This is a genomic window from Eubacterium sp. MSJ-33 (assembly GCF_022174665.1).
Classification (GTDB): Bacteria; Bacillota; Clostridia; order Lachnospirales; family Lachnospiraceae; genus Coprococcus_C.
Map to the genome: position 1 here is coordinate 857569 of NZ_CP076562.1, position 15210 is coordinate 872778.

A 15210-nucleotide genomic window follows, 5' to 3' on the forward strand; every position below is an offset into this window, starting at 1 on the left:
AAGCTTCTTCCGCTCTCCTGTCTGCTTGTATTCTTATCGAACTAATCATGTTTACGATTCTATGATTGTATGGTTCGTCTTGATGATTCCCCGTGGCAGCGAATCCTTCGCATTCTTCCATGGTTCATCTTTATACCGGTAATCAAACTTATCGATAAACCAGCCAATATCTCCATTCACACGCTCCATACCGGCAAAATACGTCTTATTCAGAATCTCCTGAAACTCCGCATAGGCATCCTTCGCAAGCTTTACACTGCCCGCATCATACAGAATTCCATAATGATAGGTACAAAAGCCCTTACAGTTTGCAAACTTCTCGTGAAACTCCGGATCTTTCTTCCACAGATGAAAGATCGTATCGATATACCTCATGGACGTCTCCTTCATCCGGTTGCAAATAAAGCACGAATCCTCCAGCCGTTTGATATAATCCCCAACCGAAGAACTCGCCTGTTTCTTAAAAAGTCCTCCTGATACAACCGGTTTTCCGGTACTCAGTGCCTTCAGATCCCGGATAGTCTTATCCGTATGTGTCTTTAACATCAGAGCAAGTCCCAGCCGGTTCTTCTCCGCGTAAAGCATCCGCACATGATGCGCACAAAAGCCTTGTTCATCCGTCATCGCCCGGTTATCGTCCTCCATATAACTTGGTCCCATCGTATATTCGATTGCATTTCGTTCCAATTGCCGGTTCATCTCACAGATTGGGCATTCGCAATCCATCGTAAATGCATCGTTCACCGGAATCGTATACAACTGTTCTGCCATTTTTCGTTCCTCCTCTTCATTTCCAAGCCAAATAGTTTTTCTTGTGTTCATTGTACAAAAAAGAGCACAGCGGTTTTTCGTTGTGCTCTCTTTACTTAGTTTACAATATAATCGCCTGTCTCAGCATCCCGCAGGAAATGCAGTTTCAGATAATTCCTGTAATTACGAAGCTTTCCCTCATAGATGATCTCCAAGTCATCACACATCCGAAAATCGCGCGGACAGGTCAGCCCCGGTTTCTTCGTAATCAGGGGGATTCCCGCTTTACGCAGAACATAAGATACAAACTGTGAGCAGAAATAATTGTATCTCCGTTCCACGGATTTCCGGCACATCACGCCTAAAATACCGAGATAATTATAGTGATAAAATGCTTTTTCACTCTTAAATTGTTCCAGTATTTCCATAATCTTTTCATACTGTTGTTTCGTTACACGCAGTCTTCCGATCCTGCACGTTGTCTGGACATCGCGTCCAAAAACTCCCGTCGTGATATCCTCATTGATAAATCCACAATCAAACGGATTATGTAAATGCTTTCTTGCAAAGCTGTACATTTCCTTTAATTCCACATCCATAGCAAGCGATGTATGCGCATATGGTTCACGCGTCCATAATTTAATCACACGTGACGGAAGTGTCTGTGTTTTTGACAACACAATATAAATACTGTAGTCTTCCTCATCCGGTTTATACACGTGTAAAGGAATGTCTGTCATGATATTATTTGCATCCATACTAAATCAATCTGTTATTACAGATTATGCTCCATCTCATTTATTGTTCTTAATACTATCCCGAATCATATCCTTCAGCTTGAGTGCTTCATCCTTCATACGGGAAGATGCGCTGCGCGATGTAATCACCAACGACAGCAGCCGCAATGCATCCTCGTTTTTTCCAAGTCTCCGCGCCAGATCCGCAAGCAGATAATTCAGTGTATTTTCATCCATTCCCGCAATCGGGAAAGTCTCTGATGAGATTGCTTTCAAAAAACCTTCATACGCATTTTTCAAACATTCTCTTTCATCCATGTATAAAGAGCGATTCTCTTCCGGTTTGATTCCTTCTGGTCTCGCTGCCAGATACTGTCTTTTCCCACGCAGTACCCATGCGTATTTCAGACAAGTATATGCCCGTTCACTACTCTTTGCTTTTTTTACCATAGCTGTGATCAAAGCAAGCTGATATCTTGTAATCGCATCATCATAAGTAAAAATATCCTTACCAACAGCAGACTCAATACCATTAAACTTCGCACCAATCTGTTCACTGATATCTTTCATCTGTCGGTTCATCAGCTTTCCGAAATACCTTCCAAGTGCAGAATATCCACATTTTTCACAGGTAATCACATCATATTTGATTGGGTCAATAAGGTTGTATATCGGGCGAAGATCGCTATCCTTGCCCTCCAGTCGAACCTTTCCTGCCCGCACGCATTTTGTCTTAAATGTCAGGTTACAGACCGGACATTCGTAAGTCTTATCAAACAGTACTTCCTTTTCCAACTCCTCCGGTGATTTTGTCTCCTTGATTTCCGCCGCACCATGCTTATTCGCAGTACCGGAATCTGTCTCCATAATCTTCGACTCGTCAAAATCACCCAGGCCAAGTTTTCCCATTGTGGAAAAAATGCCCATAGCAATCCTCCTCTGCCTTACACCCCTGTTACTTAACTTATTTACCCGGCTTGTATGAACTCTTCAATGATACAATCCGGTTGAATACCAAATGATTTTCTGTCGTATCTTTTGCATCTACACAAAAATATCCATGCCGTAAGAACTGGAATTTATCTCCCTTTACGGCCTTTCCAAGTGCCGCCTCAAGCTTACAATTCTTCAAAACCGTCAAAGAGTTTGGATTATAGTTCAGGGTACCATCTTCATTAAGTTTACCCTTTTCCTCATCCACGATATTTTCATACAGGCGCACTTCTGCATCGACTGCACTCTCCGCTGATACCCAATGAATCGTTCCTTTAACCTTTCTTCCTTCAAATCCGGAACCACTTCTCGTCTCCGGATCGTAGGTACAGTGAATCTCCGTTACAACTCCGTTTTCATCCTTCTTATAATCCACGCACTTTACGAAATAAGCACCCTTTAAGCGCACTTCATTTCCAGGGAACAATCGGAAATATTTCTTCGGCGGCTCCTCCATAAAGTCTTCGCGGTCAATATATAACTCTCTGGAGAACGCAACCTGGCGTTTGCCGGCCGATTCATCCTCCTGATTGTTATCGATATCGAAATACTCAACCTGTCCTTCCGGATAGTTATCAATGATTAACTTAATTGGATCCAATACCGCCATCATACGGTTTGCCTTCAAGCGCAAATCCTCACGGATACAATACTCAAGCATCGCATAATCCGCGGAACTCTGTGACTTGGAAACACCAACAAGTTCCATAAACATCTTGATGGATTCTTTTGTAAATCCCCGTCTCCGAAGTGCAGCGATGGAAACCAGTCTTGGGTCATCCCAACCATCTACGATACCATCTTCTACAAGTTTCTTGATATATCGCTTTCCGGTCACAACGTTTGTCAGATACAGCTTAGAAAACTCAATCTGTCTCGGTGGGTTCTTGTATTCCAGTTCCCGTACAACCCAGTCATACAGTGGTCTGTGATCCTCAAACTCCAATGTACAGATGGAATGTGTAATCCCTTCCTCGGCATCCTCAATCGGATGTGCGAAATCATACATCGGATAGATGCACCACTTGTCACCGGTGTTATGATGTGTCATACGTGCAATACGATAGATAACCGGATCACGCATGTTGATATTCGGACTAGCCATATCAATCTTCGCACGCAATACCTTGCTTCCATCCGGATATTCTCCGTTCTTCATGCCCTCAAACAATCTCAGGTTTTCCTCTACGCTTCTGTCACGATATGGGCTGTTCTTGCCCGGCTCCTTCAGTGTTCCACGATATTCGCGGATCTCATCGGCTGACAGATCGCAGACATATGCTTTTCCCTTCTTGATCAGCTTGATTGCTGCATCATACATCGCGTCAAAATAATTCGATGCGAAATAAATCTTATCTCCATAATCAGCGCCCAGCCACTTGATATCATCAATGATAGACTGTACATATTCGGTCTTTTCCTTTGTAGGGTTCGTGTCATCGAACCGAAAATGGAATGTTCCTCCATACTCCTTGGCAAGACCGTAATTTAAAAGAATTGACTTTGCATGTCCAATATGCAGATATCCGTTTGGCTCCGGTGGGAAACGTGTTACTACCTCTGTATATTTTCCCTCTGCCAGATCTTTATCTATCTCCTGTTCAATAAAATTTTTTGAAACTGTTGCTTCACCTTCCATGAACGTACTCCTTTTTACTAGTATTTTTTTATCATATCATTGTATCGTAGTTTCGTCAATTTCCTATTTGTTCTCCGGTTCTTTCGGTTTTGCATCGTCCGCAAACACACTGTCCTTCTGCGAATCATAATTCGTCATAATTCGATTGTTAATCTCCATAGAACGCTTCTCGTAATCCTCATGTGCCAGTTCTTTCTCTGACTTCTCCACATAAGATTCTCCGGCAGCCATATTCGCAAAATCGCGGTTCACTTCTTCTACCAATGCATCCACCTCGGATGTCAAAACCGAATTATTTGTCTTTGGTATTTCAGATGTATGTTCTGTTTTGGTTTCTTCCGTCTTCACCGTTTTCGTTTCATCTGCATTTTCAATCGGAGCCACTGTTTCTTCCACGATTGCATCTGCTAATTTTTCCTCGGCAGTCTCATCCTGTACTTCTACTTTTGCTTCCGTTTCTTCCGGTCTGTCAAGCCCAAGTTTCTGCAGTAATTCCGGATTCACATCCTTGTTTGCATTTGCAAGCTGCGCAATCATATCTTCTGCATCCAGCATTTCCTTGTTCTGTTTATTGATCCGGCCCGCAAATATTACAAGACATATAATCAATATTACAATAATCAATGCTGCCCCTGCGAAAATACCAATCACAAGCGGGCTGCTAAAAGGACTTTTCTCAACCGGCACCTCCACCGGTGCAGCCGGTGTCGCTTCCGCCGGAGTTGCCGGAACTAAAACCTCCTCCGATACAATCATTGGCACGTATCTCAAAAATGACTGTTCCTTCGCATCATATTCATAGAAGCCTTCTTCGCCTTCCACATTGACAGCATATACCAGATACAGATCTTTGTCTGCTACATCCGCCGACTGGTATGCCACAACCTCATTATCACCAATCTTCAACGTGGTTTCTGTGAATCCTTCCGGAATCCCCACACCTTCCGGTGCCGCTATAATAATATATCGATTATACTGGGATGAATACTCCTGATATGGGGTAAATGTATCCTTCTCTGCATCCATGATGTACCAATGATTCTCACCATCTTCATCCTTCAGACACACAACGGTGATCTTCTTGTTCGGAGACTGGAAGGAAAGGACATCCCAATCCTTGTAGGTTGTCGTACCTGCTGTAAAGCCTTCCGGTGCTTCAAGTCCATCCTCACTCATCACAAATTCATAGTCTGCGCCATCTATCGTAGCTACCGGATCTCCTACATCTTCACCAGCCTGTACATTGATTGTATAGACCTTTACCGCACCATTTTCTGCCGTAACCGTTACCCGGACTGTATTTCTGCCCTTCTGAATGGAGTTGGCACCGGAAACACTTGTCGTTGCCTTGCTGTCTGCCGCTGTTGCACTGACAACAATACTTGTAACATCCTCTGCTACCTGCATGGCATATGTTGTCCGGCCTGCCGAAAACGCCGGTGACAATGTACCCGGAGATACCTGTAGGCTTGACAAACTGCAGTCTGTGGATCTTCCATCCTCCTCTGTTGTCTCTGTCGTCTGTCCGTCATCCCCATTGTTATCATTATCTCCGTTGTTATTATTTGATGCAGTTGCTACAGTTACAGTTGCGCCCGCATGGGAAATCGAGATTGCATTTCCGTTTATATCGTAAACATCACTTCCACTCGTGGAGATACTGCCACTTCCGTTTGCAATCGCTGTAAACGAAATACTAAAAGAACCCGCAGCCGTTCCACTTGCGGTAACAGTTCCACCGCCGCCATTCACAATGGCACTTCCGCTTGCCGAATTATACTGAAGCACACTTGAATTATAGGAAACATAAATCGTATATGCCGATATATCGGAACCGGTGACGGAAATCGTCGCCGTAACATTATTTCCCACACTAACTGTACTCGCACTCAACGCAATTACAACATTCGCCGCCTGCGTATCAATATTTCCAAAATTCAAGCACATGATTAATGCTGTCAAAATTGCCAGTCCACATTTTAAAATCTTCTTCATGATATTCCTCCTGTTTTCATCCTGTCGTGTATCATGTTTTTACTGAATTGTTTCCAGTCCAACAATATGCCGCTGGATCTTTACAATATCAAGTGCCGTTACTTTTCCGTCTCCGTTCACATCTGCGACTGCAAGCACATTGCTATTCAATGCATCCAATCCAACAATCAGTCTCTGTAATTTTACGATATCAAGCGCCGTAATCTTCCCGTCTCCATTCAGATCGCCCCGCTTGCTGCCAGCTGCCGGTGTAGATGGGGTATTCGTTGCGGTTCCCCGGACAACCGTTAATTTATAAGTTCTCGTTGCACCGCTTTGCGCTGTCACAACGATATCAACAATGTTCGTACCCTTGGATAGACTTACGGTTCCTGCTCCACTCACACGCGCATTTTTATTGACCGGTGTTGCGGATATTGAGATCTTATCCACAGATTCAGACACGATCAGCGAATAATCCGTGATATTGTTCACCGCATAGGATGGTGTCAGACCATATCCCTGAATTGTAAGGGATTTCAACCAGTTATTCGGATTACCGGAATCTGCCGGTTTGGATACCGCCTGCGATGGCATGTTGGAATACACAGGGATTTCAAATACCATAGATGAATCCAGCAGATTATTATTTTTATAGGCATTGTAATTTGTCAGGCATTCTGTCGACGGCGATTGGATATTCGTCATATACTGATGGCTGAACAAACTGTTTTTGTTCGTTACATTAAACTTCTGTGTGTACAGTGTATTCTGACCCACACTGATATAAGATGCTCCCAGATACTGGGCACCTCCGACAATCGACTTTGCAGCCGTATTCCACGGACGTCCATATGAGCCGCTGCCCGCTGCCCACTTCAAACCTTTCACCGCTGCATTTCCGTTTGCCGTGTCAAAAGCGCCGATATTATAGAAATTATAAATACCAGGATAGCTTGAATTCGTACCGGAACATGCAGTTCCGATCGTCGTTCCCATCTCCAGCCGGATCCGACTCGCTATATGATACGGGCTTACACCGGATTGTGAAGCAGCCTCCATGATAATCTGCGCATATGTCCGACTATCTCCGGATGGACACGTCTGAGACATAAATGTACCTTTCAGGATTGCCTCTACGCCGGTCTCATTCTGCATACCTGCCTGGTAGGACAGACTCTCAAAAGCAAATATGTAATTCTCATACAGATATGTACGCGGATCCAGATAATAAGCGACCAGATCATCCGATGCCGCAAACCAGGTTCTCCCATCAAAAGAACTCCATGTATCGGTTGCCGCATTATAACCGATCGTTGTAGATCTCCAGTTATAATGTGGATAAGAGTTTGTTCCATAAATCAAGTTTTTTACCTGACCTGATTTGGATACTTCATTTGCAAGTAATGTATTCCAGTCCACTCCTGTCTGCACAGCCCGAAACTCCCAGTTTGGATATCTCTCATGAATAGCCCGAAGATATGGTTTATAGCTGTCCGGGAATCCCTGTGACGAAAGCTTCGTCTCAAAGTCCCCATCAGAACTCGGCGTGGACGTCGGCTGCTGATCACCCGCTACAACATATTGGGAACTGACATATCCTGTAAATGTAGCACCATTATAAGTCAATGTTACTTTATACCAACTGGAATTTGATGTGTCCTGAATTGTCAGTGTCTGTCCACCATTCAAAAAGATCGTATTCCCATACGTATCCTTAAGCGGTGTCCCGCCCGGAGTCTCCCGGAAATAAACACCTGAAACACCTGATTTAATAGAACCATCGGTTGCCGCCGAAACACGGACCTCCGGAATATATTGAAAAAGCAGTGCAATCATGCAGATTACAACCACTATCGAAACCCATCGTTTTCTTATCATTTGACCACACCTTTTCTGATTTTAAGCCCAATTATACAGAGATAGTATAGCACAATATATAGCGATGTACAGCCTTTTTTCAGCAAATTTTGTACTTTTCTTCGTTTTATTTTGAAATTTTACTGTATCTTGTGTTTATTTCCAGTATACATATCCCTCTGCCATCTCCCTGTCAGCAATATTTCTCTTGACAGGAAACGAATAATACAGTATTATCTCTGTTGTGCTTTGTAAAAAGCAGGCTGGTATGGCTCAGTCGGTAGAGCGTCGCATTGGTAGTGCGGAGGTCACGGGTTCGATTCCCGTTACCAGCTTATTCTATTTCTTCCTATTATATATAATCTATGCAATTGCCTATAATTTCCGTGCTTTATGATATCTGTATCACACTCCGGATTGCACATATACGCACTTTTTTTGCACACCTGCTGCACACCAAATTACTCCTGCTGAATCGTATATGTAACCTTCATCGTTTTGTCGGCTGTCTTCTGCACAGATTTATCCAAATTACTGATTGTGCCCAAATACAGTGCAAGCTTTGTTTCTTTAATAAAATTATCCCCGTTTGTCATATACATATGTATCGCAGATAACGGATTTACATTTGCTATACCATAATTATACCCATAACTTCCAAGTTTAGATGCTTTAATTGTTTTTGTTATACAATCAAAAATCAAATTTTTGCCTCCTTCTTTTTTCATGTAAATTTTACCTGTTGAAGCATTTGTTACAGTATTAAGGACTATATTGTTACCAGGTAACGGATATTCTTTAATATCGCTTGCATTTGACATATTTATTTCTATTAACTTATTTAAATTTCCATTTAATGTATATAAATAATTCTGATAACACATAAATCCCTTATCAAAACGTATCGTTTCTCCAGTTGAATTTTTTAATTCAATTGTTTTCACTGTCATATTTGAAGTGTTTATAATTGTACATATACCTGTAGACCCAGGGGTTAGCCAATAGTAATTCCAAAAGTATATTTTTGTACCATCTGTGCAACTCTTATAGACATCAACTTTTGTATCTGATTCAATTTTAAATTCTTTATAGTTAATCTTTTCTTTTGTAGTAACATTGTTAAATGGTGTATCAGAAAATGGTGCTATAGAATTTCGATTCGAGTCATATCGCGTTACTATTATTGTATTATTATTTTGTTCGACCGCATACTGATATTGATCCGTTATTAAACATACATTTGCACCTTTTGCACAATATACATTTGTAGTATTGCCAATTAATTCAGATATATCACTTGCATTTCCATTAATTGATATACCCGAATCCCCATACCCACACAGTCCCGCTTTTGCATTACAAAGTGCCGCTGCTGCAATTGTTCCATTTCCCTGATTCGTTGTCCAATCATATACATATGTCATCTTTTTGCTTGCCCAATCTAACACACTTTCATTAACATTATAACTTCCCTGTGTAAGTGCACTATCATTATTCACAACATTGTACGAACCACATGCTGTAACCTCTATTCCTCCAGGCAGCATCACGGAATCATCCGGAATACTTTTATCTGTTAGTAAAATTCCACCGAATGCTTTTTGATATGTTGGACATAATGTTTTCCATAGTTCAACTACATTCCCCCAAAGGCCTGTCTCTATAATTTGTTCCAGTGCATCCGTCATATGATTGTCATGCTCTACAACTTCTTTTTCTCTACATCCCTGAAGTTCCAATCGGATATGTCCGTGAAACTTCGGTATCTGAATTTTGTTGATATATACATTTTTAAGTACTGATTCCATCTTAATCCTCCTCATTTTTAAATTGATACTGAAACTCTGTCAAACTGTCTATTACTGTTGATACTATGAATGCGACTGTAAGTATCTTTGATTGCCCTACACTCTCATATGCCTGTAACATACTTCCTTCCAATGCATCCGTCAAAGTTTCCTCTTCCGTCCAGGTCATACCTGCATCATAGGATAGCTTAACTTTTATACCTTCATGGATTGCTGTTGCTCCGGTGATTCCATAGATACTTACATCCGACATATCACACGTTGCCTGTACGATCTGCGCATGCGGTACCGCCGTGATCGTAATCATTGTATCTAGGATTGTGTCAGCTGCAGTCCATTTGTATATCTTCGGTGATTCTAATTGCAAGATATAGTCCGATGCCGGTGCTGTATCTAATCCATGTGTCTCGAAATCTGCTGCCTGCAGGGTATCACTCGAAAGTGTTATTTCACTTACAACATCATCCTGAATCGTGTAATACTTGTTTTTCGACCAGAGTAGATACTTTACAACCTGTTCTGTCTCACTCACAAAATCTCCATTCTCACTCGCAGAATTGAACACATCACTAACAATAACACTCTGGATCGATTCAAATTCTGTCGAATCCAGCTCAAGAACATTCATCATACCACGGTCTATGCTCTTATTTGCCGATTTGTTCACAAATTCCGTTGCAAGTCTAAATGCCCCGTCTTCCGTTGATACATATCTTGACGAGTACGTGCATTCACTGTCTGTCGAAAATGTCCAACTAACGATTCCCCAGCGAATTTCCGCCTTATCAAGCAAATTCCCAACAGCCACAATATTCTTCACTTGAATCGTCTGAAGCCGATTTTCCATAACATTTCTGTCTACATCAATTAATCCCGCAACTACAGTACATATCATATTTTTTGATACCGTAATAGAATCTGTTACAGCTATTCTTGTAAGCTTCTCTTCCAGTGTGATGAATCCATCCCACTCAACCGTACCAACTAAGCCCTGTCCGTAAATAACCGCACGTATGCCGCCTTGTGCAATTGCTACACTGCCGCCGGCTATAGACAGCTTAACCAGCCATCGGTTGATTGAATTTGCATCAATCATTAGCATGTACATCAAGCTCAGTATATGCTTTCCATTTTTCCATGTTTCCGTTGGATTGTAACCAATAATCGTCACTTCGTTTAATGTGTACTCGATTGATGCAATTACATCCTCTTCTGTTGCAGTTGCTTCCAGCAACACTTCCGCTTGAAAAAGCACACCTATTGAGACGGACGATGTAAAACGGATATCTATGATTGCCTTGGAATCTCCATCCCCAAGCTGAAGCGCAGACGCATTTTCGTAATTGAAAAAGAGAATGTCTGAAGAAGATACCGAGTTTCGCAGCCCTTCCAGATTCTTATCCGTCTTGCTCTTTGCCGTTGCAAGCGCTGGATCCGATCCAAAGCCTGTGATCTTATATCCTCCGTTGAATATATAATCATACATCATCACACATCCAAGCTTTCCCGGAGCAATACCATCCGTGCACCGGATGATATCGCCAAGGTCATACATCGCCCCACATAAGCAGCTCGTCTCGAATGGCACATAGTCTATTTTCAAAAGCGCATCCAGCACCGCGCGCCGGATCTGCTCTTTGTAGCTGTCTACACCATATTGCAGAAACGGATTCGATCCAAGATTGTATGTCAGATAATTATCCGGATCAGATCCATAATAGCTTGTAGTGTCGTTTTCCATATTCACACAGGATAATCCAGAGTAGCGTGTCTCAAACTTACTGAACTTTGAGCCGGTAAACCGTTCATGATTCGTAAGTGTATCAACAACATTCTGCGTGTAGCTTCTAAGTACAAGCTTTCCTTCGCGATCCATCGTCGCAATGGTACCTGTAGCCTGTGCTACCCAGAATACAAAATCCTGCCATGTCTCGATATCATTCTCTGTATAAAGCGAAAGACTCTCCGTTCCGTTCGGAAGTGCATCTACATCTGCCTGTGTCAGTCCCAACTCTACCTCACAGGTTGTGCAAGCAAGCGTTAACAACTCATATGGTGTGCCAATTGTAATATCTACCGTACAGGATCGATTGAAGCGAGCCATGTTGTCGTATGCTGTGATATCAACGCCATACTCTGTGTCATTTGCTTCTGATACTGTATAGACGCCAAGCGGTACATCTTCCCATGCAGTACCGTCAATCAAGAGTCCTTCTGAGACTATAATCTGTGCATTCGTCCAGTCCGGCACCTGCAGATCCGGCTTGAATGTGCATTTTAATTCTCCAATATACACAGAGCCGATCTTGACATCGTTCTGCTCGCTGCACTGATTCGTTATCGTGAAAGAACCGCTTAATATGTCATGATTGGTAAATGCAATCTTATTTACTGTTCCGGCCAGGCGGAACGTCTGTACTTTTCTTTTTGTTTGTTTCAGATATTCTTCTGATACCTGATACATGCTACCGCCTCCTCATATAATATGTATCGCCCCCTCACATTCGGGTAACACCACATCGCTTTCGCTCTGTGATATATCGTCGGACACATCCTAAATATGTGCTTTGCACATATGTGTCCTCCTCGTTCGGCGGCAAGTCGTCGGAAGCATCCTAAATCATTCTCTTCGTTCATGATGCTTCCTCCTCTTATAGCTCTTCCGCACTAAAAGATACCGTCCAGTATCCTTGCGTATTCTGACTGTACTCCGAATTTTTCTCCAAATTGCAATCAATACTCTTAACACGCACCGTATACTCCGCTTCATCAATCTGCAGTTTTACCGACTGCATCTTTGCATATCCAAGCAGCTTGTTCTTCCATCTCGAAGATACCTGGAACTTCAACGAGCCGGAATACTTCCCGGCTCGCACGTCAATTGCAAGATCATCCCCTGCTTCTGACTGAAATGTATTTGATACTTTGCTGAAGCTCTCTGAATAATTGATTGGATTTGGTACACGTTCGCCATTGATTTTTACATATTTGTTCAGCATTATCTTCCTCCTGATCTGTAATTATTGATCTGGTTCGCACGTACAATGATTTCAGTTAATTTCGACTGTCCGATTTGCACCGGGATTATAATATCGCCTGCTGCCATCGCTGTCTGATTACCTGCAAGTGCGGCTTTCATCTCACGTGCCACGGCCGCAATCCACTTCTCGTTCTGATCGAGCGGTACAACCGCCTCGGCGCCATTACCTTCCAAAAGTCCGACCTGTCCTTTTGCAAGCACACCACCTCGCTCAAGCTGTGGCACACCGAGCTTACTGATCTTCGACAGACTGACACCCGGTATCTTGTTGATCACACCGATTACCGCATTGATCGCACCGATGAATCCGTTTATAATTCCGATTGCCTTGGATAAGACAAAATTAACGGCTGTTTTTACTGCTCCGGAAATCGCATTGCCGATTGCCATACCTGCACTTTTGAAGATGCCTGTAACAGAGTTCCACACACCTGAAAAGAAACCGCCTAATCGATTGAAGATACTTGTTATGCCATTCCACGCCTGTTGGAATATGCCTGTGAAGAAACTTCCAACCGTGCTGAATACATTCCTTATGCTTGACCATGCATTTGTCGCTACCGACACGATCCCATTCCATATGCCTGTAAAGAAGCTTCCTATCGCCTGAAATGCAGACGTAAAGAATTCCTTAAACGCCGTGACAAGCTGTGACACCTTCTCACAGAAGGTTTCCCAGACAAACTGTGCCACCTCGACGATTGCATCCCAGTTCTTTATAACTACGATAATTGCAGTAATCACGGCAATAACCGCTGCGGCAATCAGCAGAAATGGTCCTATTGCGGTGATAACCCCTGTGATGGCCGGAATCATGGTTCCTGTAATAAACGTAGATGCGGTACCCATCCATGTTGTGATAGAACCGACTAAAGACACTATCTGACCGCCATAAAATATGACCTTACCTACTGAATTTATAAGCGTTCCTATCAATACTATTAACGGTCCTATTGCCGCCGCAACGCCTGCAATCGCTATAATATGCTGTTGCTGAGAATCTGATAAACTATTCCATTTTTCACCTAATCCTCTTATCTTTTCTGAAATATTCTCTAATATCGGTGCTAACATAGATGCAAGTGTTGATCCAACCTCACTTGCCGCAGCCTTTACAGTATTCATAGTTGTTTTCAATTTGTCTGTATCATCAAGCATTGCGTCATATGTTGTATTTACATTTCCGATATTGTCTGTCATTGATGCACTTAATTCCTGAAAACTAAGCGATCCACTCTTACATGCTTGATAAACTGCAGCTCCTGCTTTTGTACCAAACAAATCATATGCCGCCTGCAAACCCTCTGTTTCTGTTTTTGCATCAACCATACTTGATTGAATCTCAGTCAATGCTTCATCTAAAGGTTTTCCATCTGCCGTTGCATTCTTTAATGCCTTCGACAGACCACTCATAACCTGTGATGTATCTGCACCTGACATTTCTACTTTTCCAAGAAAATTTGCACTCGATGCTGCATTCAATCCCATCTGTTGCATTGCTGCTGAATTCGTAACCATAAGAGACGCAAGTGTGTCTACACTAATCCCCGTCGCTTGTCCTGTTGCATTTAATGTATCGAGCAAGCCTCCTGTATGACTGATATCTACATTGTACGCGGCCATTACCTTTTGAACATTATCAATAGATCCTGATACATCTGTATCATTCAGTTCTGCAAATTTAATAAACCGCGTAGACAAGTCTTCCAACGTAGACCCCGTCACACCAAACCTTGTATTGACTTCACCTACTGCTGCACCTGCTGTCTCGAAAGATGTTGGAATATCCTGTGCAATTCTTTTTGCAATATCTTCAAACCCTTCTAATGTCTTTCCTGTTGCACCAGTTTTTTTCACAATAATATCCATTCCAGCATCAACTTCATTAAACGCTGCAATAGATGCTGTACCAGCGGCAACAATTGGTGCTGTAACATTTTTTGTCATGCTACTTCCAAAACTACTGATTGAACTTCCAACATCCTGTACTTTTGTACCAACCTCCTGCATCTGCGCGCCCGCTGCCTGCATCTGGCTTCCAAGCACCGACGCGGATTGTCTTGCCTGTTTCTCCAGGTCTTCCAGATTCTTCGTCGTCGTGACAATCTCTGCCTGTAGCGCATCATATTCGCCCTGTGTGATATTTCCAAGCTCCAGCTCTTTCTTAGCTGATTCTGCCGCCTGCTTTTCCATATCCAGCTTTTCTTTTGTCTCTTTGATGACCTCATTCAAGGCATTCTGCTTTGCTTTAAGCAGATCTACATTCTTCGGATCCAGCTTCAGGGCCTTCTCCATTGCTTTCAAATTGCTTTGTGTAGATTTGATTTCCGCATTTGCTGATTTCAGTGCCTTTGTAAGTCCTGTTGTCTTTCCATCGATTTCAATTGTAATTCCCTTGATCTGTCCCAC

General features: G+C 42.6%; 10 protein-coding genes and 1 tRNA gene. 1 reads left to right on the top strand and 10 read right to left on the bottom strand.

Going from position 1 to position 15210, the window contains the following annotated elements; all coding sequences use genetic code 11:
• Positions 1-51: 51 nt before the first annotated feature.
• The 6 genes from KP625_RS03905 to KP625_RS03930 all read right to left on the bottom strand — a co-directional run bounded on the left by KP625_RS03905 (position 52) and on the right by KP625_RS03930 (position 7974).
• Positions 52-771 carry a DUF6062 family protein gene (locus tag KP625_RS03905; RefSeq protein ID WP_238299465.1) on the bottom strand — a complete coding sequence of 240 codons (720 nt, stop codon included), beginning with the start codon at positions 769-771 and terminating at the stop codon, positions 52-54.
• 95 nt (positions 772-866) lie between these two features.
• The gene (locus KP625_RS03910; RefSeq protein ID WP_238299466.1) at positions 867-1508 is read right to left on the bottom strand and encodes a hypothetical protein; all 642 of its coding nucleotides are present in this window, start codon (positions 1506-1508) and stop codon (positions 867-869) included.
• Positions 1509-1544: 36 nt separating this feature from the next.
• Positions 1545-2414, bottom strand: a complete 870-nt coding sequence (locus KP625_RS03915) for a DUF2225 domain-containing protein (protein ID WP_177970352.1) — start codon at positions 2412-2414, stop codon at positions 1545-1547.
• A 37-nt stretch (positions 2415-2451) separates the two neighbouring features.
• Positions 2452-4119, bottom strand: a complete 1668-nt coding sequence (locus KP625_RS03920) for a glutamine--tRNA ligase/YqeY domain fusion protein (protein ID WP_238299467.1) — start codon at positions 4117-4119, stop codon at positions 2452-2454.
• Positions 4120-4182: 63 nt separating this feature from the next.
• Entirely contained in the window at positions 4183-6114 is a 1932-nt protein-coding gene (locus tag KP625_RS03925) for a cadherin-like beta sandwich domain-containing protein (protein ID WP_238299468.1), read from the bottom strand.
• Between the two features lie 39 nt (positions 6115-6153).
• Positions 6154-7974 (bottom strand): dockerin type I domain-containing protein, encoded by a 1821-nt coding sequence (locus tag KP625_RS03930; protein WP_238299469.1) that lies wholly within the window; start codon positions 7972-7974, stop codon positions 6154-6156.
• A gap of 241 nt (positions 7975-8215) precedes the next feature.
• On the opposite strand from KP625_RS03930, the gene KP625_RS03935 reads away from it, so the two are divergent.
• Positions 8216-8288, top strand: a tRNA-Thr gene (locus tag KP625_RS03935).
• Positions 8289-8414: 126 nt separating this feature from the next.
• On the opposite strand, the gene KP625_RS03940 is transcribed toward KP625_RS03935, so the two are convergent.
• The 4 genes from KP625_RS03940 to KP625_RS03955 form a co-directional block, all read right to left on the bottom strand.
• The gene (locus KP625_RS03940) at positions 8415-9761 is read right to left on the bottom strand and encodes a hypothetical protein (RefSeq protein ID WP_238299470.1); all 1347 of its coding nucleotides are present in this window, start codon (positions 9759-9761) and stop codon (positions 8415-8417) included.
• Between the two features lies 1 nt (position 9762).
• Complete coding sequence (locus KP625_RS03945) at positions 9763-12225, bottom strand: hypothetical protein (protein ID WP_238299471.1); 2463 nt, start codon at positions 12223-12225, stop codon at positions 9763-9765.
• Between the two features lie 187 nt (positions 12226-12412).
• Complete coding sequence (locus tag KP625_RS03950) at positions 12413-12760, bottom strand: hypothetical protein (RefSeq protein WP_238299472.1); 348 nt, start codon at positions 12758-12760, stop codon at positions 12413-12415.
• The gene (locus KP625_RS03955; protein ID WP_238299473.1) at positions 12760-15210 is read right to left on the bottom strand and encodes a phage tail tape measure protein; all 2451 of its coding nucleotides are present in this window, start codon (positions 15208-15210) and stop codon (positions 12760-12762) included. Before KP625_RS03955 ends, KP625_RS03950 begins: the two co-directional genes overlap by 1 nt.

Excerpts from the sequence above, each read along its gene's own strand:
- KP625_RS03920 (WP_238299467.1), bottom strand. The coding sequence starts at position 4,119 with ATGGAAGGTGAAGCAACAGTTTCAAAAAATTTTATTGAACAGGAGATA.
- KP625_RS03915 (WP_177970352.1), bottom strand. The coding sequence starts at position 2,414 with ATGGGCATTTTTTCCACAATGGGAAAACTTGGCCTGGGTGATTTTGAC.
- KP625_RS03925 (WP_238299468.1), bottom strand. The coding sequence starts at position 6,114 with ATGAAGAAGATTTTAAAATGTGGACTGGCAATTTTGACAGCATTAATC.
- KP625_RS03945 (WP_238299471.1), bottom strand. The coding sequence starts at position 12,225 with ATGTATCAGGTATCAGAAGAATATCTGAAACAAACAAAAAGAAAAGTA.
- KP625_RS03950 (WP_238299472.1), bottom strand. The coding sequence starts at position 12,760 with ATGCTGAACAAATATGTAAAAATCAATGGCGAACGTGTACCAAATCCA.
- KP625_RS03930 (WP_238299469.1), bottom strand. The coding sequence starts at position 7,974 with ATGATAAGAAAACGATGGGTTTCGATAGTGGTTGTAATCTGCATGATT.
- KP625_RS03940 (WP_238299470.1), bottom strand. The coding sequence starts at position 9,761 with ATGGAATCAGTACTTAAAAATGTATATATCAACAAAATTCAGATACCG.
- KP625_RS03910 (WP_238299466.1), bottom strand. The coding sequence starts at position 1,508 with ATGGATGCAAATAATATCATGACAGACATTCCTTTACACGTGTATAAA.
- KP625_RS03905 (WP_238299465.1), bottom strand. The coding sequence starts at position 771 with ATGGCAGAACAGTTGTATACGATTCCGGTGAACGATGCATTTACGATG.